This is a genomic window from Pseudomonas sp. BP11-1-1 (genome assembly GCF_052112105.1).
Classification (GTDB): domain Bacteria; phylum Pseudomonadota; class Gammaproteobacteria; order Pseudomonadales; family Pseudomonadaceae; genus Aquipseudomonas; species Aquipseudomonas alvandae.
In genome coordinates this window covers 1-22891 of sequence record NZ_JAUTYU010000024.1, presented here as the reverse complement: position 1 = coordinate 22891, position 22891 = coordinate 1, and the positions used below count along the sequence as shown (strand labels likewise).

General features: G+C 62.5%; 18 protein-coding genes. 10 read left to right on the top strand and 8 right to left on the bottom strand.

The features are described 5' to 3' along the window. Positions 1-63 precede the first annotated feature (63 nt). The gene (gene mqo, locus Q7C33_RS26435; protein WP_030138941.1) at positions 64-1707 is read left to right on the top strand and encodes a malate dehydrogenase (quinone); all 1644 of its coding nucleotides are present in this window, start codon (positions 64-66) and stop codon (positions 1705-1707) included. A 170-nt stretch (positions 1708-1877) separates the two neighbouring features. On the opposite strand, the gene Q7C33_RS26430 is transcribed toward mqo, so the two are convergent. Next, positions 1878-2327, bottom strand: a complete 450-nt coding sequence (locus tag Q7C33_RS26430; protein ID WP_030138940.1) for an Rrf2 family transcriptional regulator — start codon at positions 2325-2327, stop codon at positions 1878-1880. Between the two features lie 126 nt (positions 2328-2453). On the opposite strand from Q7C33_RS26430, the gene Q7C33_RS26425 reads away from it, so the two are divergent. After that, entirely contained in the window at positions 2454-3353 is a 900-nt protein-coding gene (locus Q7C33_RS26425; protein ID WP_217859511.1) for an NAD(P)/FAD-dependent oxidoreductase, read from the top strand. 3 nt (positions 3354-3356) lie between these two features. Here the strand turns inward: Q7C33_RS26425 and Q7C33_RS26420 are convergent, their stop codons facing one another. The 3 genes from Q7C33_RS26420 to Q7C33_RS26410 are packed head-to-tail and all read right to left on the bottom strand — an operon-like array spanning position 3357 to position 6390. Beyond that, the gene (locus tag Q7C33_RS26420; protein WP_407684402.1) at positions 3357-4664 is read right to left on the bottom strand and encodes a CitMHS family transporter; all 1308 of its coding nucleotides are present in this window, start codon (positions 4662-4664) and stop codon (positions 3357-3359) included. A 53-nt stretch (positions 4665-4717) separates the two neighbouring features. Then, complete coding sequence (locus Q7C33_RS26415) at positions 4718-5041, bottom strand: AtuA-related protein (protein ID WP_264429888.1); 324 nt, start codon at positions 5039-5041, stop codon at positions 4718-4720. Next, the gene (locus Q7C33_RS26410; protein WP_407684401.1) at positions 5041-6390 is read right to left on the bottom strand and encodes an acyclic terpene utilization AtuA family protein; all 1350 of its coding nucleotides are present in this window, start codon (positions 6388-6390) and stop codon (positions 5041-5043) included. Before Q7C33_RS26410 ends, Q7C33_RS26415 begins: the two co-directional genes overlap by 1 nt. 101 nt (positions 6391-6491) lie before the next feature. On the opposite strand from Q7C33_RS26410, the gene Q7C33_RS26405 reads away from it, so the two are divergent. Further along, on the top strand, positions 6492-7358 hold the full coding sequence (locus Q7C33_RS26405) for a LysR family transcriptional regulator (protein ID WP_407684400.1): 867 nt from the start codon (positions 6492-6494) through the stop codon (positions 7356-7358). A gap of 104 nt (positions 7359-7462) precedes the next feature. On the opposite strand, the gene Q7C33_RS26400 is transcribed toward Q7C33_RS26405, so the two are convergent. The 3 genes from Q7C33_RS26400 to Q7C33_RS26390 form a co-directional block, all read right to left on the bottom strand. After that, entirely contained in the window at positions 7463-8314 is an 852-nt protein-coding gene (locus Q7C33_RS26400; RefSeq protein ID WP_030138934.1) for a CAP domain-containing protein, read from the bottom strand. A 195-nt stretch (positions 8315-8509) separates the two neighbouring features. After that, on the bottom strand, positions 8510-9283 hold the full coding sequence (locus tag Q7C33_RS26395) for an L-iditol 2-dehydrogenase (protein ID WP_030138933.1): 774 nt from the start codon (positions 9281-9283) through the stop codon (positions 8510-8512). Positions 9284-9373: 90 nt separating this feature from the next. Next, a complete protein-coding gene (locus Q7C33_RS26390; protein WP_407684399.1) occupies positions 9374-10687 on the bottom strand; it encodes an ABC transporter substrate-binding protein in 1314 nt (437 codons plus the stop codon). Positions 10688-10949: 262 nt separating this feature from the next. Here Q7C33_RS26390 and Q7C33_RS26385 point away from each other — a divergent pair, with 262 nt between their 5' ends. Then, complete coding sequence (locus Q7C33_RS26385) at positions 10950-11861, top strand: AraC family transcriptional regulator (RefSeq protein ID WP_030138931.1); 912 nt, start codon at positions 10950-10952, stop codon at positions 11859-11861. 58 nt (positions 11862-11919) lie between these two features. Here the strand turns inward: Q7C33_RS26385 and Q7C33_RS26380 are convergent, their stop codons facing one another. After that, entirely contained in the window at positions 11920-13695 is a 1776-nt protein-coding gene (locus Q7C33_RS26380) for a sigma 54-interacting transcriptional regulator (RefSeq protein ID WP_407684398.1), read from the bottom strand. Between the two features lie 285 nt (positions 13696-13980). Here Q7C33_RS26380 and Q7C33_RS26375 point away from each other — a divergent pair, with 285 nt between their 5' ends. The 6 genes from Q7C33_RS26375 to Q7C33_RS26350 form a co-directional block, all read left to right on the top strand. Then, entirely contained in the window at positions 13981-15453 is a 1473-nt protein-coding gene (locus Q7C33_RS26375) for a benzaldehyde dehydrogenase (protein WP_407684397.1), read from the top strand. Between the two features lie 70 nt (positions 15454-15523). Next, positions 15524-16291 carry a coniferyl-alcohol dehydrogenase gene (locus Q7C33_RS26370; RefSeq protein WP_407684396.1) on the top strand — a complete coding sequence of 256 codons (768 nt, stop codon included), beginning with the start codon at positions 15524-15526 and terminating at the stop codon, positions 16289-16291. A gap of 63 nt (positions 16292-16354) precedes the next feature. Further along, a complete protein-coding gene (locus Q7C33_RS26365) occupies positions 16355-18004 on the top strand; it encodes a DUF1302 domain-containing protein (protein WP_407684395.1) in 1650 nt (549 codons plus the stop codon). Between the two features lie 15 nt (positions 18005-18019). Next, positions 18020-19381: a DUF1329 domain-containing protein gene (locus Q7C33_RS26360; RefSeq protein ID WP_407684394.1), complete on the top strand. Its 1362-nt coding sequence runs from the start codon at positions 18020-18022 to the stop codon at positions 19379-19381. A 67-nt stretch (positions 19382-19448) separates the two neighbouring features. Beyond that, the gene (locus tag Q7C33_RS26355) at positions 19449-20552 is read left to right on the top strand and encodes a WD40/YVTN/BNR-like repeat-containing protein (protein WP_407684393.1); all 1104 of its coding nucleotides are present in this window, start codon (positions 19449-19451) and stop codon (positions 20550-20552) included. A gap of 52 nt (positions 20553-20604) precedes the next feature. Next, on the top strand, positions 20605-22891 hold a 2287-nt coding region (locus Q7C33_RS26350), incomplete at its 3' end, for an efflux RND transporter permease subunit (RefSeq protein ID WP_407684392.1).

Genomic DNA, 22891 nt, shown 5'->3' with positions numbered 1-22891 from the left:
GGCGAGGTCTATTCTTGAACGGGACTGTGGGACGGAATGGCGTTTTATCCTAGGGATACACACATGTTGAAGAAAACACACACGGCGCTGCTAGGCCTGGCGATGGCGATGGGTCTTGCGACCACGCACGCCGCCGAGCCGAAAAAAGTCGATGTCTTGCTCATCGGTGGCGGCATCATGAGTTCGACCCTCGGTGTCTGGCTCAATGAGCTGGAGCCGGGCTGGACCATGGAAATGGTCGAGCGCCTGGACGGTGTTGCCGAAGAAAGCTCCAACGGCTGGAACAACGCCGGTACCGGTCACTCTGCACTGGCCGAGCTGAACTACACGCCGGAAGACAAGAACGGCAAGGTCGATATCTCCAAGGCGATCGAGATCAACGAAGCGTTCCAGATCTCCCGTCAGTTCTGGTCCTGGCAGGTCAAGAACGGCGTGCTGAAGAACCCGCGCTCGTTCATCAACTCCACGCCACACATGAGTTTCCTGTGGGGCGACGACAACATCGCGTTCCTGAAGAAGCGCTACGACGCACTCCAGGCCAGCCCGCTGTTCGCCGGCATGCAGTACTCCGAAGACCCGGCGCAGATCAGCAAGTGGGTTCCGCTGATGATGCAAGGGCGTGACCCGAGCCAGAAAGTCGCGGCGACCTGGAGCCCGCTGGGTACCGACGTGAACTTCGGCGAAATCACACGCCAGTTCGCGGCTTACCTGCAATCCAAGCCGAACTTCTCCCTCAAGCTGTCCAGCGAAGTGGAAGACATCACCCGCAACGAAGACGGCTCCTGGCGCGTTTCGTACAAGAACCTGAAAGACGGTACCGAAACCGAGACCGATGCCAAGTTCGTCTTCATCGGTGCCGGTGGCGGCGCGCTGCACCTGCTGCAGAAGTCGGACATTCCGGAAGCCCGTGAATACGCCGGTTTCCCGGTGGGTGGTTCGTTCCTGGTGACCGAAAACCCGACCGTTGCCCAGATGCACCTGGCGAAGGCCTACGGCAAGGCTTCGGTGGGTGCACCGCCGATGTCGGTTCCACACCTGGACACTCGCGTGCTGGACGGCAAGCGCGTGATCCTGTTTGGCCCGTTCGCCACGTTCTCCACCAAGTTCCTGAAGAACGGTTCGTACTTTGACCTGCTGACCAGCACCACGACCCACAACGTGTGGCCGATGACCAAGGTCGGTATCGAACAGTACCCGCTGGTGGAATACCTGGCCGGCCAACTGATGCTGTCGGACGAAGACCGCTTCAACGCGCTGAAGGAGTACTTCCCGGACGCCAAGCAGGAAGACTGGCGCCTGTGGCAAGCCGGCCAGCGTGTGCAGATCATCAAGCGTGACGAAGAGAAGGGCGGCGTGCTGAAACTCGGCACCGAAGTCGTCGCTTCCCAGGACGGCAGCATCGCTGGCCTGCTGGGTGCTTCCCCAGGCGCTTCGACTGCCGCACCGATCATGCTGACGGTGCTTGAGAAGGTCTTCAAGGACAAGGTAGCCACCCCGGCCTGGCAGGAAAAACTTCGCCAGATCGTACCGAGCTACGGCACCAAGCTGAATGACAGCCCGGAGCGTGTCGCGCAGGAATGGGCCTACACCAGCGAAGTCCTGCAACTGGACCCACCACCGGCCATCGGCAAGGCGGTGGCCCCTGTAGCCCCGGCCAAGCCGGCTGCTGCTCGGGAAGCCAATCCAGCGGCTGACATGGCGCTGTAAACCGGACGCTATCCGGTCAGGTACAAAAACGCCGCTCAAAATGAGCGGCGTTTTTTTTGTGCCCCGGACTACCCCCCTGTGGGAGCGAGCCTGCTCGCGAATGCGATTCACCTGAATAGATAATGTTGGATGTGCCAAAGCCTTCGCGGGCAAGCCCGCTCCCACAGGGATTAGAGGTGAGGCTCGGCCTTGGGCTCACCCCGAAACCGCGCATCAAAGTCTTCCGCCAACTGCGCCAACGTAATGCTGCCCAGACGCTTGAGCAACAACGCCTGGGCCTCATCGAACGCATCCGTCAGCGCCGCATTCACCGCCTGTTCCACCAGGCATTGCGGATGATCGGTGGACAGGCCGATGGCAAAGATCGACGTGCTGCCCAACGCCTGATGAATGTCCAGCAGCGTCATCTCGGCCAACGGTTTAGCCAGGCTCCAGCCACCGCGATGGCCTTTTTCCGAAGTGACGTAACCCTGTTCCTTGAGCAACGCCATGGTTCGCCGCACCACCACCGGGTTGGTGCCCAGCATTTGGGCGAGGGTGTCGGAGGTGGCCGATTGCTGATGGCGATCCATATGAATCAGGACGTGCAGCATGCGCGATAGGCGGGTGTCGTTTCTCATGGGCGGGTCCGAAGGAAATCTGCGCCGAGTATCGCCTGTAATCGCAAAAGTTACGAGACTGTTGACAGGCACTTTTCAAGAAACATACGATGTTTCGAGAAAACCCCAAAACAGGAGATCGTCCCCATGGAACACGACATCATCATCGCTGGCGGCAGCTACGCCGGCCTGTCCGCAGGTCTTCAGTTGGCCCGCGCCCGCCAAAAAGTGCTGGTGATCGACGCCGGTCAGCGTCGCAACCGGTTTGCCGCGACTTCCCATGGGTTTCTCGGACAGGACGGTCGCGCTCCAGGTGACATTGTCAACGACGCCCGCGCACAGCTTATGGATTATCCAACCGTGGAATGGGCGTCGGATAGCGCGATCCACGCCGTCCGGGACGCAGACGGATTCGTCATGGAGACTGCCCACGGGCAACGCTACAGTGCCAAACGCCTGTTGCTCGCCACCGGCGTGATCGATGAATTGCCCGATGTGCCAGGGCTGACGGAGCGCTGGGGGAAAAGTGTCTTTCATTGTCCGTACTGCCACGGCTATGAGTTGGAGCAGGGACCGATCGGTGTGCTGGCGACGTCGCCGATGTCGTTGCACCATGCCCTGATGCTGCCCGACTGGGGGCCGACCACTTTTTTCACCAATGGCGTATTCGAGCCCGACCTTGAGCAACGGCAAAGCCTGGCGCAACGTGGTGTAACCCTGGTGCCGGAACGCGTCGAACGTATTGAGGGCGAACGGGCCAACGTGGTGTTGGTGGACGGGCGGGTGATCGCCATTGATGGCCTGTTTGTCTTGCCGCGTACCCGCGTTGCCAGTTCACTCGCCGCGTCCCTGGGTTGCAACTTTGAAGAAGGCCCGCTCGGGGCGTTCATCCAGACCGACCCGATGACCCGGGAGACCAGCGTTCCCGGGGTGTTTGCCTGTGGCGACGCAGCGATGCCGTTCGGCTCGGTCGCGCTGGCCGTTGGCGATGGGGTGAGGGCGGGCTCGGGGGTGCATCGGTCGTTGATCTTCCAGGCCCACCCTTGACGCTCAGACTTGTACCGCACCCGTTGCCACGGCGAAAACGAGCATCACCAGACTGACGCCCCAGGCCCAGAAAAACGTATAGGCCATGTGCTTGCGCAGTTCCACGCCGGACAGCGCCAGGGCCAGGTACACACTGGGGACCACCGGGCTGATGGAGAATCCGGTGTTTTCGCCGATCAACATGGCCCGGGCGACGGCTTCAAGGGGAACGCCGGCCGCGGCGGCCACATCCTTGATCACCGGCAGGAGCGCGAAGTAATAGGCGTCCGGCGAAAAGATCATGCCCAGGGGCACACCGAAGAAACCGACGATCACGTGCAGGTATTGGGCAGAACCTGCGGGCAGGATATCGATCAGCGCCAAGGCCATGCCGTCGGACATCTTCGCGCCGGAGAGGACTCCCAGCAGGACGGCGGCGGCCATCATCACCAGGACCATTTGCAGCGCATCGGACGCGTGGGCCTTGAGGCGTTCGGCCTGGGCGTCCAGGGATGGGAAGTTCAAGGGCAGGGCGATGCCCAGTCCGACCATGAAACACGCATACAAAGGGAAAATGCCGGTGAACAGGCACACCAGGATGCCGCCGGTCAGGGCCACGTTCAGCCAGTAGCGCAGTTCCCGGGGAGAGAGCGTGAACTCGCGGCCTTGGGTTTGCAGGTCGTCTACATCACACGTCGCGGCCGCCCCCAGCGACATCGGTTGGCGACGCTGGGCGCGCAAGCCCAATACCGTCGCCACCCCGAGCATGCACGCCAGGCCCACCATCTGCACCGGCAGCAAGCCCAGCCACAGCGCGGTGGCATCCAGGCCTGACACGGCGGCGGCGCGGGCGGTCGTGCCGCCCCAAGGCACCATGTTGATGACGCCGGCCGTGGTACCCACCAGGCACAGCAACATTGCCGGGCTCATGTTCAGGCGTTTGTACAAGGGCAGCAGCGCCGGGATAGTCAGCAGGAACGTGGCGGCGCCAACGCCGTCGAGATGCACCACGGACGTCACCAAAACCGTCACCAACGCCACGGCCAGCGGCTTGCCGCCGGTGCTGCGGATCAGCAGGTTGACCAGCGGATCGAACAATCCCCGGTCACGCATGATGCCGAAGAACAAGATGGCAAACAGGAACAGCGCGGCGGTCGGGGCCACGGTGATCAGGCCGGCCTTTATGAACTCGCCGATCTGCCCAAGATTGAAGCCGGCGAGCAGGCAGACGATCACGGGGAGGGTGGTGAACGCCACCACCGGGCTGATCCGGCGCAGCAATATCAAGCCGATGATGGCGAGCATCATCAGGAAACCCAGGGTTGTAATCATGTTGCAGCCTCTCTTTTTATTGTTGTCGGATGGTTCGCAGGCACTGGATTCGGTCAGTCCGTCGGGCCGGGCAGGCGCAAGGCCAACAGCAGGTAACTCAGGCTCTTGCCGTGGCGGTCCAGGCCGCAACTGCGGTTCACGCCGCCCTCCAGGGCATCCTCGAGGACGAAGTTCAGCGCGTTCAGGTTCGGCAGTTCATAGCGGTGCACCCTGGAGGGTTGTCGCGTCGCGAATTGCTCGGCGACCCGCTCGCAGGTCAGCGTCTGCAGCAACCAGGCGTAGTGGGCCGCGTCGTGGGGAAACACCGCGATACTGAGGATGTTGCCTTTGTCGCCAGCACGGGCGTGAGCGAAATCGGCAAGGGTGACGAGGTTCATCAGTACCACTCCAGGGTCGTGTGGATTTCATCGCGCGGCAGCAGGAAACTTCGTGTGGTGACGGCCTCGACGAGATGCCGTCGCACGCCACCGCCGCCTGCCGGCCCGTTGGTGTAGAGCGATTCCACCTCGGCCAACAGCGTTTCTACCAGCGGTCGGTCGGTGTGGGTCAGGCCGATGCGTACGCGCACATCCTCCAGGGCCGGAGCCTGGGCGAGTTGCTGTTGCAGATAGCGACCGCCCTGGTCGTTGAACAGGCTGGCGACGCCGGAAATATCGATCCAGGGCTGCAGGCCTGGCGCCAATCGGTCGAAACGTTCCAGCAGAATTTCTCGCGCCAGGGCCGCACGCGCCAAGGCGCCGGGGCCGGCATAGGATATTTCCGCCTCGCCAAACCACAGGCCGCGCACGCCTGCCAAGCCTTTCAGGGTCTCGGGGCGCGGATGGCCGAGCAGGCCGTTGATCTCGACACGGTCTTCGCCCAGGTCCTGCACGCGGGCTTCGCCAAGGTCCAGTACAACGTCCGGCGTCAGGTAGCGTCGTGGGTCGTGGACTTCGTAAAGAAGCTGCTCCTTCACAGTCTGCTCGCTGACCCGGCCGCCGCTGTCGCGGGTCTTGCCGATGATCAAGCGGCCGTCCTCGTGGATCTCGGCAATCGGACAACCGAGATTCGCCGGGTCTGGAATGTCTTTCATGCCGGGGTGGGCAAAATAGCCACCGGTGACCTGGGTACAGCACTCCAGCAAGTGTCCAGCCGCCGTCGCTACCGCGATTTTCTGCCAATCGTCGGCTTTCCAACCCAACCCGTGGCGGATCGCACCGACGGCCAGCGAGGGGTCGGCGACACGGCCGCACAGGACGATGCCGGCACCGTCGGTCAACGCCTGGACGATACCGTCGGCGCCGGTGTAGACGTTTACGGATACAGGCTGTTCCTGCGGATCGGACGACAGCCATCGTGCGTAGCGCGCAGGTGTTTCGTCCAAGAGGTCGTCACCCAGCACGCAAGCGATCTTCAGCCCAGGGAAACGACCCGCCAGGGCGTGGCGCAATCGCTGGGCGGCAGCCCTAGGATTGGCGGCGCCGCCGTTGGTGATGATCGGGATGCCGGCTTCGATGCACAGGTCCAGCATGGGCTCGAGAAAATCGAACAATCGGGCGGAATAACCGGCCTGCGGGTCGAGACGCTTGCGCAATTGCGCCTCGGCCAGGGTCCGTTCCGCCAACAGCTCCAGCATGATGTAGCGTTGGCCGCTGCGTTGTGCCAGGTCCTGGGCCAGGCGCAGGGCGGCGTCAGGCCGGTCATTGGCGAAACCGGCGCCACACCCGACGAGAATTGTTTTTGTCATGTCCGTTTTCCACTGAAGGGTGGCCCTATAGTGGAGACGCTGGATTGTTCTGTGAATTTTAAAGGTAGAATCAATTGATCCATTAATTTTATGAGCGGGTCATGAACGTCTCCTTCCGCCAGCTTCGCGCCTTCATCCTGATCGCTGAAACCTCCAGTTTTACCCGCACGGCCGAGCAACTGCACCTGTCCCAGCCGGCGCTGAGCTACAGCATCCGCAAACTGGAAGAGAGCATGGGTTTGCAGTTGCTCGCGCGTAACACCCGCAGCGTCGAGTTGACGCCCGCCGGTGAGCATTTCCTGCCCCAGGCCCGGCGCATGCTGCGGGACATGGACGACGCCGTGCGCGATGCCCGCGACACTCTCAGCTTGAGCCGTGGCACGCTCCGGCTGGCGGCGCTGCCGACCGCCGCCGCTTCATTCCTGCCGCTGGTTATCGCCTCGTTCCAGCGTGAGCACCCAGGCGTGAAGGTGCATCTTCTGGATGGTCGCGCCGGGGAAATCATGGGTTGGGTGCAGCGCGGCGAGGTGGACGCCGGCATCAGTTCGTTGCCGGACGACTTGTCTGGCTTGAGCTTCGAGCGCCTGCTGGATGACAACCTGGTCCTGCTCAGCCACAAGGATCATCACCGCGACTGGAAACAGCAGCCCTATATCGCCCTGACGCCGGACACCAGCATCCGGCCGTTGGCCGACGCGGCGTTGCGTTATATGAATGTCGATCCGTTCCCCGCCTGGGAAGTGGCGCACATGAGCACGGCCACGGCGCTGGTCCGCGAGGGGCTGGGGTTTTCCTTGTTGCCGGCCAGTTGCACGGCGGTGTTCAACATCGGTGAGCAGTGCGCGGTCACTGCCATTGATCAACCGACAAAACGCTCGATTGGCTTGCTGCAGCGCAAGCCGGTGGCCCCGTCACCGTCGTTAAGCCAGTTCATGGGGCATGTGCGGCGGGTATTGCGGCAGGAGTAAGACCCGATGCGCTGCCATCGCGAGCAAGCTCGCTCCCACACTGATTGCGGCATCCCTTTGTGGGAGCTAGCTTGCTCGCGATGGCGAAAGCACGGTCAACATAACTACTGAGTACCAAACATCGCCGTCCAATAAATCCCCGCATCGCTCTTCGGGTCCATCGCATACCCGGCCCCCAACTCGCGAAATTGCGGATTCATCAAGTTGGCGCAGTGCCCCGGGCTCGCCAGCCAGCCGTCCACCACCTTCAACGCCGTGTCCTGCCCGGCTGCGATGTTTTCGCCGATGACCTGCGCCAGGTAACCGGCCAGTTCGGCGCGATCGCCCGGCATGCGCCCATCGCGGTCCTTGTGGTCGAAGAAATTGTTGTTGGCCATGGCGCGGGTGTGATTCACCGCAGCCAGGGCCAGATCGGCGTTCCAGGCCAGCGGAGTCGTGGCGGCGAACGCTTCGGTGCCGCAGCGGCGTGGCTGCGCGCGGGCGCTATTGATCAGCTTGAGCAGTTTCTGGCCTTCGGCCTGCCAATCCCCGAGGCGCGCCGACAACAGTGGGCGAGCCAGCACGATGCGCCATTCCCGGTCCAGTCGACTCACGCCGATGTCCACGAACTGCGGGTCCAGCACGACTTGGCAAAAACTTTCCTGTACAGCCTTCATCGCAGCCTGGGCGTCCCGAGGACCGGACAGGCTGATGGCCTGCACGTTGACCATCGGATAGGCCGCCCGCGCCAACGCTTGCTGCAAATCGCCGATGCCATTGGCCGACAGGATCAACCGTGAATCCATTGCCAGCGGCGGCAGCTCCAGGGAAGCCTGGCCCGCGCAGCTTTGGGATTGGCTGCGGTAAAGATTGATGGACTCGACCAGTTGCGTCTCTTCGGTGGCTGCGGCATTGGCGGCAAAGGCCAGTCCCAGCGACAGCGCGGCAAGACGCATGACGGAAAAAATGGCACGCATGTAAATCTCCCTTGAGCGGACGGCGCCTATGATGCGCAATTTTTGCCCGGCTGGGGCAACGGTATTCACGCTCTCTTGAAATCCCTTGGAACGGCACCGTTGGGTACCGTTCGGGATGATCCTCAAGTAGTGGGATCAATTTTCAGGCGGATAGGTCCATTTTCGTCGTCTCAAGGCCATAAAACTTCAGGATCGTCAGCTCATCCAGTTACCGCCGTCGACGTTATAGGTCTGGGCTACCACATATTCGCTGTCGGCCGAAGCCAGGAAAATCGCCATGCCAACCAGATCCTGCGCGGTGCCCATCCGGCCATAAGGCACCTGTTGCCCGACCTGACGCTTCTTTTCGCCCAAGGGCAGGTTTTCATGACGGGCGAACATTGCGTCGACGCCGTCCCAGTGCTCACCGTCCACCACCCCTGGCGCAATGGCGTTGACATTGATCCGATGCTTGATCAAATCCAGCCCGGCGGATTGGGTCACGCTGATCACGGCAGCCTTGGAGGCACAGTAGACCGCCACCAGGGCCTCGCCACGGCGGCCGGCCTGGCTCGCCATGTTGATGATCCGGCCGCCGTGGCCCTGGCGGATCATCTGGCGGGCGGCGGCTTGCAGCGTGAACAGTGCGCCGGCGACGTTGATGGAGAACAGCCGCTCGTAGCTCTCCCGGGTGATCTCGACGATGGGCGCCAGGTCGAACAGCGCCGCATTGTTGATCAAGATGTCCAACTTGCCTGCCCGGGCCACGACGGAATCGATGGCCTGGTCGATTGATGCCTGATCGGTCACGTCCATCCTGACGGCATAGGCGCTGTCGCCCAATTCAGCGGCAGTCTCCCGGGCCCGATCCAGGTCGATATCGGCGATCGCCACAGTGGCGCCTTCATCGACATAGGCCTGGGCGAACGCCTTGCCAATGCCACGGGCAGCACCGGTGACCAGCGCGCTTTTTCCTTGCAGTCGTTTCATGGGGGAGATCCTGTCCTGAATAAAAAAAGTGTGTCTGTGAACCGTTGTGGTGAGGGAGCAAGCTCCCTCGCCACGGGAATGGCCATGCCATTATTTCTTTGGGTATCCGGCCCGTTTCATTTCCCGTTCGGTGCTCGATTGCGCCGACGCCAGGGCTTGTTCCACGGATATCTGGCCAGTGAGCGCGGCGGTAAACAGCTTGCCAACCGATGTACCAATGGCCTGGAACTCGGGAATGGTCACGTACTGGATGCCCACGTAAGGCACTGGCTTGGCCGTGGGGTGCGCCGGGTCGGCTTTCTGCATCATTTGCAGCGTGATTCGCGCAAAGGGCGCGGCGTCCAGGTAGGCGTCGTTGTACGTGGAGGTACGAGTGCCGGGTGGCACGTTGCTGATGCCATCCTCTTTGGCAACCAATTGCACGTAGTCTTTGGAGGTGGCCCAAGTGACGAAAGACTTGGCGGCGTCCTTGTGGCGGGAGCTGGTTGGAATTGCCAGCGACCATGCGTACAGCCAGGACGCGCCTTTGTCTGTCACTTGCGTAGGAGCCGCGGCGAAGCCGACGCGGTCGGCCACCTTGCTCTGGCTGGTGTCGGTGATGAACGAGCCGGCGACGCTTGCATCGACCCAAATGGCGCACTTGCCGCTGTTGAACAACGCCAGGGTTTCGTTGAAACCATTGCTGGTCAGCCCCGGCGGTCCATATTTCTTTAGCGTATCGACGTAAAAGCTCGCGGCGGCCTTCCATTCCGGGCTATCGAATTGCGGCTTCCACTGCTCATCGAACCAACGAGCCCCGAACGTGTTGGCCAGGGTACTGAGCAAGGCGATGTTCTCGCCCCAGCCGGCCTTGCCGCGAAGGCACAGGCCGTACTGATCCTTGTCGGGCTGATGAAGCTTGGCCGCGTATTCGCCAAGCTGGCCCCACGTGGGGTGCCCGGGCATGCTGAGCCCGGCCTGCTTGAAGAGATCGGTGCGGTAGTAGGTAACGGTGCTTTCGCCGTAAAAGGGCAGGGCGTAAAGGGTGCCGTTGACTGAAAGCCCCTGGCGCACCGAAGGAAATATGTCTTCCAGGTCATAGGCGGCGGGCAGGTTGGTCATCGGTTCGAGCCATTGCTTGGCGCCCCATAGCGGGGTTTCGTAGGTGCCGATGGTCAATACGTCGAATTGCCCGCCCTGGGTGGCGATATCGGTGGTCAGGCGTTGGCGCAGGACATTTTCTTCGAGCACCACCCAATTCAGCTTGATGTCCGGATGCTCGGCCTCGAATGCTTTCGAAAGCCTTTGCATGCGAATCATGTCGGCATTGTTGACGGTGGCGATGGTGATGGTTTCGGCGGCGTGGCCGGCCAGGGCGAAGGACAGCCCCGCGGACATGACGAGCGCCTTGCGCAGCATTTTCATGGGTTTCTCCAGAGCTGCGCCTGGGCGCAGGATTATTATTGTTGGAAAGCCATGGAGGCAGGACCGACCTGCCAGCCGTCCATGGCAAGCCGATTACATCAGCGCCGTCAAAGGCCGACAAATGCGAAAAGGATCGACTGCAGGTACTTTTTTAACCTCGGCGGGCACTGTTAAAAAAGTATCAGTGGCCGGTCGGTTCAAGGCTGGCGTACCGCTGTGCGATCGACGTAAGGTGCCGCCTATAACGATAAAGAGGCGCGACATGCCTGATCACCGAACGCTCCTGTACGACCAGCGACCGGCCGAACTGGAAGTCATCCTGCCCGAGCCCGAACACAGCTTTCGCTGGTACGAGCATGACTATCCCTACGCGATGGCGCGCTGGAACCATCACCCGGAATTCGAGATCCACTTGATTCGCCACGGCAGCGGCAGGCTCCTGGCAGGTGACTACATCGGGCCCTTCGGCCCCGGCCATGTGGCGATGATCGGTCCGGATTTGCCCCACGACTGGATGGGGGACCTGGCGCCGGGCGAGTGCCTGGCTGGGCGCGACGTGGTGTTGCAGTTCGACGGTGCCACGCTGATGTCGATGCGTCAGACGCTGCCGGAACTGGGTGATCTGCACAGGTTATTCGAGCGCGCCCGGCGAGGGCTGGCCTTCAGCGGCGACACAGCGCGCCAGGCGGCGTACCTGCTCGAAGCGATCGGACCGGCCCAGGGGCTGGCGCGCCTGGCATTGTTTTTCGAACTGCTCGATACCCTTGGCCGCGCCAGCGAGCGCGAGGTCCAATGCCTGGCAAGCCCGTGCTATGCGCCTGCCCTGGATGCCCGCAGCTCGGCGCGCATCCAGAAAGCCTTCGAATACCTGCAAGCCGAGCTCACCGGCGACCTTCGAGTGTCGGTGATCGCCCGGCAACTGGGCATGAGCGAACCTGGCTTCTCACGATTTTTCAAACGCATCACCGGTCACGGATTCATCGACCTGATGCGCAAGCTCCGCGTCCAGCGTGCCTGTCGATTGCTGTCCCACAGTGAAATGGCCGTGACTGACATCTGTTTTGAAGTCGGCTACAACAACCTGTCCAACTTCAATCGGCACTTCCGCATCGAAACGAACCAGACGCCCAGCGACTATCGCCGTAGCGTCATGGCGGCGGGCACGACGGACTGAGCCTCAACAAAATCCGTGGCGAGGGAGCAAGCGCCCTCGCCACATGCCTGGACTTGGCTCATTCATCGCTCACGAGCTGATGCTTTTTCAACCGATAGGCGAACTGCGCCCGGCTCAGCCCCAACGACCGGGCGGCCGCGGCGAGGTTGCCATCGCTCATCTGCAAGGCTTCGTTGATCAGGCGTGATTCCAGGCCATCAATGCTGAAATCCGCTCCCGATTGGCGTAGGGACTGCAGCAGCGATGTTCCGGTCGTGCCATCGCTCGCTGCCTTGGCCGGTGGCGAGAGCCCGCCGTTGCCATCGACCGAATACGCGTCCACGGGCAGTCGCTCATCGCGAAACAGGTGCACCAGGTCGATGGCCTGGCCTTCTTCGCTGGCAATCAGGCCACGCTCGATAAGGTTCTGCAGTTCCCGCACGTTGCCCGGGAAGTCATAGCGCAGCAGCGTCTTCAAGGCGCGCATGGTCAGGCCCACGGGCGTACGGCCATATTCCAGGCAAAATCGCTTGAGGAAGGCATTGATCAGCAGCGGGACATCATCGCGGCGTTCGCGTAGAGGCGGCAGGGCGATGGGGTAGACGTTGAGCCGGTAGAACAGGTCTTCACGAAAATCACCCTGCGCCACGGCTTTGCGCATGTCGATGTTGGTTGCCGCGACGACCCGCACATCGACCTTGATCCCATGTCCACCGCCGACTCGCTCGATTTCCCGTTCTTGCAATGCGCGCAGCAGCTTGCCTTGGCCAGCCAGGCTCAGGCAGGTGATCTCATCGAGGAACAACGTGCCGCCGTTGGCCCGCTCGAACCGACCGGGACGAGAATGGGTGGCCCCGGTGTAGGCACCGCGCTCGACGCCGAACAGTTCGGCTTCGATCAGGTTGTCCGGGATGGCCGCACAGTTGAGTGCGATGAACGGACCGTCGCGGCGCCGGCTCAGTTGGTGCAGTTGGCGCGCGAACATTTCCTTGCCCACCCCGGACTCGCCGCTGACCAGGACGGTGGCGGGGGTCAGGGCCACTCGCTGCAGGGCCTGGGTCGCGGCATTGAATGTCGCACTCGCGCCGATCAAGGGCTGTTCGCTGTCCGGCAGCGGGACACTGCTGGCGACACCCTCGGTCCGTGCGCCCGGCTCCAGGGCCACCGCCGGTTGCGACGCGTTGAGGTAACTCAGGTCGCGCTCGATGTCGCCCCATTGCTCGGCGGTCTTGCCAACGACCCGGCAGCGCTCATGCCCCATGCCCCGGCATTCCACTTCGCGAAAGATCACCAGTTGCCCAAACAAGCCACTGACGAAACCGATGGCATAGCCCAACTCAGTCCAACACACCGGATCCTGCCCGGTGCCGAAGGCGGCGACATGCTCGTCGGCCTCGCAGGAGTGGTGCCAGAGAAATTCGCCTTCATAGAACCCCGAGTCCGCATCGAACTTGAAGTGCAGGGGTTCGACCTTGGTCATGCCCTCCAGCGTATGCAGGTGCGTGCCGGCGCGAAACACGGCGGCGGCATCGGCCCGTGGCCAGCGCTCGCGAATCAGCCGGGCGTCCCGCGCGCCAGAGGTGTAGCCCGTTCGGGTGAGCATGCCACGCGCCTGCTCCAGCCCCTGGCGCCCGATGATTTCCCGGCGCAAGGCGCCGAACGACGAGCTGTGCAGCAGCAACATGCGCTGGTCGTTGAGCCAGATGCGCCCGTCGTCAGGAGAAAAGAACAGGCAGTCCGCCAACTCCGCCGGGGTGGGCGAGCTGCTGTCGTCCAGCGAGTTGCTGTCGCCTCGGGGGCGAAACGGTTCGGCGGCGAAGCGGTGATCCGGCAGCGGACAGTGGGGATTGTTCATTGTTATGCCCCTGATGGCGGGGTGATCGAAATGATCACCTGGCGAGATAGTTATTAAGCATAACTTTATCAAATGAACAAGCAGTGGCTGGCCAACGGCCAGATTGCCGAATGACCCATCCGCGCCGCATCAGGCGGAGATCCCCAGGCCAGAGCCTTGCGCCAGGTTTATCCAGCGCCCTGGCACAAACCGGCACAGCGCTTGCTCAGGCACCCGTACGGCGTTTGCCTCGATACCTTCCAGGTGCGGCAAACGATGACAACAACAAAGAGCCGGGAGTTTTAAATGTCTGCATCCAAAAGCCAACTGCTGTCCCAGGTGATCGAGTCGGAATGTGTCTTCAACGGTGATTGGGTGAAGGCGTCGGGCCCTATGCGTTCAATCATCGAACCGGCCACCGGTGAGCGGCTGATGTACAGCGCCACCGCCGACACCGCCGACATAGCCAAGGCCAGTCGCGATGCTGCCTTGGCCCAACCGGCATGGGCGGCACTGGGCCCGCGGCAACGCGCGGCGATCTTCCGCAAGGCCGCCGACGTGGCCGAGCAGGCCTTTGACGAACTGGCGCTGTACGTCGCCCGGGAAACCGGCGCGGCGCTGTTCAAGGGGCAGCATGAGGTACGCGAAGCGATCGTGTTGCTGCATCAGGCAGCGGGCATGTTGTCCCAGGCCCACGGGGTGGTGCTGCCCAGCGAAGCCGGGCGCTTGTCTTATGCGCGTCGCCAGCCACATGGCGTGGTCGGGGTGATTTCGCCCTTCAACTTTCCCCTGGTGCTGTCCATGCGTTCTGTCGCGCCGGCCCTGGCGGCGGGCAACGCGGTGGTGCTCAAGCCGGACCCGCAGACCCCGGTGAGTGGCGGTTTCCTTATCGCCCGGTTGTTCGAAGCCGCAGGCTTGCCCAAAGGCTTGCTGCAGGTGTTGCCCGGGGCGGCGGACGCCGGTGAGGCGCTGTGTCGTGATCCCAACGTGCGCATGATCGCGTTTACCGGTTCCACCGGTGCCGGTCGCAAGGTCGCTGAAGTGGCCGGGCGCAACCTGAAGAAAGTCGCGCTGGAGCTGGGCGGCAAGAACCCGCTGATCATTCTGGAAGACGCCGACCTCGACCTTGCGGCCCGTAACGCGGCCTGGGGCGCCTGGCTGCACCAAGGCCAGATTTGCATGGCCACCGGCTTGATCCTCGCCCATGAGTCCATCGCTGCAGAGCTGACCCGCAAGCTCGTGGAAAAGGCCCAGGCCTTGACCGTCGGCAACGCCGCCCAGGGCGAAGCAGCATTGGGACCGCTGATCAATCAACGCCAGTTGCAACGGGTCCATGACATCGTCAGCGACAGCGTGCGCGCCGGGGCGCGGCTGGAAACCGGTGGCAATCACGATCGGCTGTTCTATGAGGCCACCGTGCTCAGCGGCGTGAAGCCCGGCATGCGCGCCTTCGACGAAGAAGTCTTCGGGCCTGTGGCAACGGTGGTCAGCTTCGCCACCGATGACGAAGCCATCGAATTAGCCAATCGCACCGAGTACGGCTTGGCGGCGGCGGTCATTTCACCGTCGGTGGGCCGGGCCATGGCGATCGGTGAGCGCTTGCAGTGCGGCCTGTTGCACATCAATGACCAGACCGTCGCCGATGAGTGCATCAACCCGTTCGGCGGCCGCGGCGCCTCGGGCAATGGCGGCAATGTGGGCGGTCCGGCGGACTGGGATGAGTACACCCAATGGCAGTGGGTGACAGTCAAGGACAAGGCGCCGATCTACCCGTTCTGACAAGCCGGTTGTATCGGGGCGGATGAGCTGAAGGCCCTGCGAGCAGACAACAATAACAAGAGGACTCAACATGAAACTCGACAACAAGATTGTGCTGGTAACCGGCGTCTCGTCGGGCATCGGCGCCGCCACGGCGAGCCTGCTGCGAGCCCAGGGCGCCCAGGTGATCGGCGTCGACCTCAAGGCGCCGCACATGACCCTGGATGGTTTTGTGCAGGGCGATTTGAGCAGCGCCGAGCACATCGACAGGCTGCTGCCGCAGCTCCCCGCGCGGTTCGACAGCCTCTGCAACATTGCCGGGGTGCCGGGCACCGCCAATCCGCAACTGTTGGCGCGGGTCAACTACCTCGGCTTGCGTCACTTGAGCCAAGCGTTGCTGCCGCGCATCAACGCGGGCGGCAGCATCGTCAACATCGCCTCGATCCTGGGTGCCGAATGGCCATTGCGCCTGGAACAGCACAAGGCGCTGGCCCGCCTTGAAGGTTTCGCCGCCGGGCAAGCCTGGCTGGCCGAGCATCCGGTGCCGGCCCCGACCTGCTACCAGTACTTCAAGGAAGCCTTGATTGTCTGGACCTATGTGCAGGCCCAGCCCTGGTTCCTCGAACATTCGGTGCGCATGAACAGCGTCGCGCCAGGCCCGGTCTTCACCCCCATTCTCGATGACTTCGTGAGCATGCTTGGGGAGGCCCGGACCCAGGCCGATGCCCATCGCATGAAACGTCCTGCCTACGCCGATGAGGTGGCGGCGGTGATCGCCTTCCTGTGTGCCGACGAATCGCGCTGGATCAACGGCGTCAACTTGCCGGTCGATGGAGGATTGGCATCCACCTACATCTGAAGGGCTTATCCGTAGCACGCGGCGCAAGCCGCTATCCGAAAATAACAATAATGAGAAGCCTCCATGGATAACGTCAAAGATTGCCTTGGTTTCAAGCAGTGCGCCCTGTTCCTGGCGTTATGCAGCGCGGGTGTGATGGTCGAGACGGTCGAGGCCATGCAAATGGACCTGGGCGATTCCGACTGGAAACTGCGTTGGGACAACACCATCAAGTACAGCCAGGCCTGGCGCCTGCATGGGCAGGACAGTCGCTTGACCAACGCGCCCACCGCCAACGGCCTGTACCCGTCGATCCAGAGCCAGGGCGACAAGAATTTCAGCAGTGGGCTGGTCTCCAACCGCCTGGACCTGTTTTCCGAAATGGACCTCAGCCGGCAAAACTACGGGCTGCGGGTGAGCGGCGCGGCCTGGTACGACGACATCTACAACCAGGACACCGACAGTCGCGAACAACCGCATTTCCTCAGCGAAACCCGCAAGCTTCATGGTCGCGACGCGGAAATCCTCGACGCCTTCGTGTTCTTGCGTGGCGATCTGGGCGAAGACTCCCAAGGCGTCGCGCGCCTGGGCCGACACAGCCTGATCTATGGCGAAAGCCTGTTCTACGGCGGCAACGGCATCGCCAATGCCCAGGGGCCGACCGATGTGGTCAAGTTGCTCAGCGTGCCGGGCACACAATTCAAGGAAATCCTGCGGCCGGTCAATCAGATCTCCGGGCAGTTGCAGATCAACCCGCAGTTGTCGGTGGGCGCCTACTATCAGTTCGAATGGGAACGTTCCAACCTGCCCGGCGCCGGCAGCTACCTGAGCGATGCCGATCCCATCGGCTACGGCAGTGGTCCGCTGCGCGAAGTGTTCGGCAACGACACGGTGAATGGCGGCGACCTGAAACCGCGTAACTCGGGGCAGGGCGGTATGCAGATCCGCTTCAAACCGAGCGGCACTGAGTTGGAACTGGGTTTCTACGCGGCCCAGTACCATGACAAAGCGCCAATCGGCTTGTACGCCTATTTGGACGGCCCGGCAGCGGCGGCCAGCGGATTGCCGATCCTGGGGTCCTACCGGCAGGTCTATGCCGAAGACATCAAGACCGCTGGCATGAGCTTCTCCACGGCCTACGGCCCGTTCAACTTCGCCGGTGAAACCTCGGTGCGCTGGAACGCGCCGCTGGTGAGCAACCTGCAAGTGGTGGCTCCCGGCGTCGAAGCCGATGGTGGCGACAACGCGTTGTTTGCCAGGGGCAAGACCGCTCACGCCAACCTGTCGGCGATTTACTTGCTGTCGCCCACCGCGTTCTGGGACGGCGGCTCGGCCCTGGCTGAACTGGCGTGGAACCGCACCTTGAGCGTGACTGAAAACGCGGCCGCGCTGGACTCCAACACCACCCGCGATGCCACGGCGCTCCGGGTCCTGATGGAGCCGGCGTACTTCCAGATCATCGATGGGATCGACCTGACCGTGCCGATCGGGATGGGGATCGTGCTTGATGGGCGCTCCTCGGCGGTCAACAAGTCCGGCTTCGGCAATACCCACTCCGGCGACTGGAGCGTCGGGCTCAAGGCGACTTATCTGCAACGCTGGGACGTCGGCCTCAACTACGTGAATTTCTTTGGCGCACCGAAAGCCGGGCTGCGCGAGGACGGCAATTTCAGTTACGGACAGTCGTTGGCCGACCGCGACTTCGTCTCGCTCTACGTGAAAACCTCATTCTAATAAGGTGGATTCGCCATGCAGAACACAACATTCCTGAACACCTGTCTCCTGACCCTGGCGCTGGCCAGCACGGGCCTGGCGCAGGCGGCGGTGGCGCCTGATCAGGCCGCGCGCCTGAAAACCGACTTGACCCCCTTCGGCGCCGAGCGTGCCGCCAATGCCGATGGCAGCATTCCGGCCTGGCAGGGCGGCTACACCCAGGTTGCGCCCGGCTATAAACCGGGAGACAAACGACCGGACCCATTCACCGGGGAAAAACCGCTGTATTCGGTCAAGGCCTCGAACATCGAGCAGTACGCCAGTGCGCTGGCCGAAGGCACCAAGCTGTTGCTCAAGAAATACCCGGACTATCGCCTCGACGTGTACCCGACCCATCGGTCGGCGGCCGCGCCGCAATGGGTCTATGACAACACCGGCAAGAACGCCACCCGCGCCACGCTGGACGTGGACAGCGAAAAAGTCTCCAACGCCTACGGTGGCATTCCATTCCCAATCCCGGAAAACGGTGCGCAAGTGTTGTGGAACTACCGCTTGTCCTGGCAGGGCGGCGACACCATCAGCTCGCCGTTCGATACCTGGCTGATGACCGCTGGCGGCAAGAAAGTCCAGGCGACCCGGGCCCAGTACACCTACCAGTTTCCCTACTACGTCGAAGGCGGCAGCCCGGAAAACTATTCGGGCAAGTACCTGCTGGGCAAGCTGTTCACCGAGTTGCCGTCGTCCAAGGCCGGCGAAGGCCTGATGACCCATTGGGACCTGGACCCGGCCAACCGTGCGGCCTGGCAGTACCTGGTCGGCCAGCGCCGGGTTCGCCGGGCGCCGAACATTGCCTATGACACGCCGGACTTCGTGACCTCTGGCGTCGGCCTGTTCGACGAAGCGTTCATGCTGTTCGGGCCGACCGATCGCTACGACCTCAAGCTGGTGGGCAAGAAAGAACTGATCGTCCCTTACAACAATAACCGCGCCGCATTGGCCAAGAGCGACGACCTGGTCAGGGTGAATTTCCTCAACCCGGATCTGGTGCGCTGGGAGAAACATCGGGTCTGGGTGGTCGAGGCCACGCTCAAATCCGGCAAGCGCCATGTCGTGCCGCGCCGCACCTACTACGTCGACGAAGACTCCTGGCAGATCCTGATGGCCGACGGTTATGACGCCCAAGGCAAACTCGGTCGGCAGATGTATTCGTTGACGCTGCTGGCGCCAGACCTGCCGGCCCTGACCGCACAGGTCATGTGGGGCAGCTACAACCTCGACACCGGGGCCTATTTCCTCAACTCATCGAGCAACGACCTGGCGGTTCAGTATCAGAAAGTCGCCAAGCCTTCTGCGTCGTATTTCACGCCGGACGCCATGGCCAACGAAAACATGCGCTGAACCTGTGGCGGCCGTGTCGCGGCAAATGCGCCGCGGCCGCTTGTGATTTTCCAGGCGAGATAAAGACATGAGCGTTGAAAGAATCTTTGCGCGGCGCCATCCGCTACGGAGCGTTTGCGCCTTGGCGTTGTGCCTGTTGGCGAGCGGGCCCTGGGTCGCGCAGGCCACGACATTGGCCGTGCTGCAGCAACCGGCGATACCGACGGCCAAGGCCCAGCGCGCGGTATTGCTGGGGCTGACCCGGGCCGGCGAACGCCTGGTGGCGGTCGGCGAGCGTGGGATCGTGCTGCTTTCGGATGACACTGGCGTCAGTTGGCGCCAGGCCCAGGTGCCGGTCAGCGTCAGCCTGACGGCGGTGCAATTCGTCGATGCCGAGCAGGGCTGGGCGGTCGGTCACCTGGGGGTGGTGCTGCATACCCAGGACGGCGGTGAAACCTGGCAAAAACAACTCGACGGCGAGCGCGCCATCGCGCTGGCGGTGCACGTTGCCGAGCGCGACGCCCATCAACCGGGCGGCGCCGGCAACCTGGCCCAGGCCCGGCACATGCTCGAGGACGGACCGGATAAACCGTTCCTGGACCTGTACTTCAGCGACCGCCTGCACGGTTATGTCGTCGGCGCCTACAACCAGATCTACCGCACCGACGACGGCGGGCGAAGCTGGCAACCGTGGATGCAACATGTCGACAATCCCCAAGGGTTGAACCTGTATGGCATCCGCGCCCAGGGCAACGATCTGTTGCTGGTGGGAGAGCGCGGCTTGCTGTTGCGTTCGACCAATGCCGGACAGTCATTCCAGGCGCTGAATTCCCCTTACGAGGGCAGCTTTTTCGGCCTGCTCGCGACGCGTGATGGGGCCTTGATTGCCTACGGCCTGCGGGGAAATGCCTGGCGCTCCGATGACCGTGGCAACAGCTGGCGACGTCTTGATACCGGTCTCGAATCGACTCTGGCGACTGCCGTGGAACTGCGCGACGGCAGCCTGTTGTTGGCCAGCCAGAGTGGCGAGCTGCTCTTCAGTCATGACCAGGGCCGCAGTTTTGACAAACGCCAGGTTCGCAGCGGTGGCACTGTCGCTGCCGTGCAACAGGCGGTCGACGGCAGCCTGGCCAGCGTCGGCTTGAGCGGCGTGGCCGCTGACCAGGACCCGCGGGCGTCCGGCAAACCTTGAAACTTCACGGTGTAGCGCTATCGAGCCACGGCTCGCGCAACAGGAGTCAACCTTGAAAGACGACAAAACCCAAACCGTGATCGGCCGCCAGGAAGACTTCGACCGGGCGTCGGGCAACTTCGCCGAGCGAGCGATCTTCAACCATCGACCGCTGGTGGTCCTCCTGTGCCTGTTGGTGACGCTGGTGCTCGGTTGGCAAGCCACGCGCATCGGTATCAACGCCAGTTATGAGAAGACCATTCCCACCGAGCATCCCTACGTTGCCAATTTCCTCGAGAATCGCAGTGAACTGAGCGGCCTGGGCAACTCGCTGCGCATCGCTGTGGAAGTCAGGGAGGGGAGCATCTTCACCAAGGACTACCTCGACACCTTGGCCAAGCTCAACGACGAACTCTACCTGCTGCCGGGGGTGGATCGGCCCTACATGAAATCACTGTGGACGCCGACCACGCGCTGGACCGCCGTGACGGAAGAGGGGCTGGACGGCGGCACGGTGATTCCCGATGACTACGATGGGTCGGCGACCAGCCTTGAACAAGTGCGGATCAACGTGGCCCGCTCCGGCGAAGTGGGTCAATTGGTCGCCGGCAACTTCAAGTCCAGTGTGATCTTCGTGCCGTTGCTGGAGATCAATCCACAGACCGGCAAGGCGCTGGACTATGGCGAGTTCTCACGGCAACTGGAGGCACTGCGAGACAAGTATCAAACCGCTGACCTGCGGATTCATATCACCGGGTTTACCAAGATCGTCGGCGACCTGATCGAAGGGATGACCCAAGTCCTGTTGTTCTTCGTGGTGGCGGTACTGGTGACGGTACTGGTGCTGTTTGGCTACACACGTTGCGCGCGCAGCACCTTGGTGGTGGTGATCTGTTCGCTGGCCGCCGTGCTTTGGCAACTGGGCCTGCTGGCCTTGCTCGGTTATGAGCTGGACCCATATTCGGCACTGGTGCCGTTCCTGGTGTTCGCCATCGGCATGAGCCATGGCGCGCAGAAGATGAACGGCATCATGCAGGACATCGGCCGTGGCACCCACCGGGTGGTCGCCGCGCGCTATACCTTCCGCCGATTGTTCGCCGCCGGCATTACCGCCTTGCTCTGCGATGCGGTGGGCTTTGCGGTGCTGCTGCTGATCAACATCCGGGTGATCCAGGACCTGGCGATCACTGCCAGCCTCGGCGTAGCGGTGCTGATCTTCACCAACCTGATCCTGCTACCGATCCTGCTCAGCTACATCGGCGTCAGTCCGGCGGCGGCCCAACGCAGCCTGAGTGCGGAAACCACCGAACAGCAGGCGCAGATCAAGCATCCACTGTGGCGTGCGCTCGATCTGTTCACCCAACGGCGCTGGGCCGTTGCCGCCATGTTGACGGGTTTGCTGCTGGCCGCGTTTGGTTTTGCCGTGAGCCTGCACCTGAAGATCGGCGACCTGGACCCTGGCGCGCCGGAGCTGCGTGCCGACTCGCGCTACAACCGCGATGCGCTGTTCATGACGCAGAACTATGCGGCCAGCTCGGACATCTTCGTGGTCATGATCAAGACCCCGGAGGATCAATGCACCCGTTACGCCAGCCTGTCGGCGGTCGATGCGCTGGCCTGGCGATTGGAGCAATTGCCCGGAGTGGAATCGACCACTTCGATGGCGGCGCTGAGCAAGATCGCCACGGCGGGCTATAACGAGGGCAACTTCAAATGGTATGAACTGATCCCCAATGACGGCGCCCTGGGGGCCGTGCAAACCCGCGCGCCGCGAGAGCTGTTCAACCAGGGTTGTTCGATGCTGTCGCTGTACGTCTACCTGGCCGATCACAAGGCCGACACCTTGAGCCGGGTGGTGGAGGCCAGTGAGCAATTTATCGCCGAGCACCGGGTGCCGGAGGTCAAGTTCATGCTGGCGGCCGGTAGCGCGGGGATCGAAGCGGCGACCAATATCGTCGTGAAGAAGTCCATGCGCGAGATGCTGTTCTGGGTCTACGGTGCGGTCAGTCTGTTGTGTCTGCTGACCTTCCGCAGCTGGCGCGCGACCCTTTGCGCGATGTTGCCGCTGATGCTCACGTCGATCCTGTGCGAGGCGCTGATGGTGGGGCTGGGCATGGGGGTGAAAGTGGCGACGCTGCCGGTCATCGCGCTGGGCGTGGGCATTGGTGTTGATTATGCGTTGTATGTGTTGAGTGTGATCCTGGCTCGGATGCGGGCCGGCGATACCTTGGCCCAGGCGTATTACCAGGCGCTGCTGTTCACGGGGAAAGTGGTGTTGTTGACGGGTATGACGTTGGCTGTGGCGGTGTCGACCTGGGCGTTTTCGCCGATCAAGTTCCAGGCTGACATGGGGATTCTGC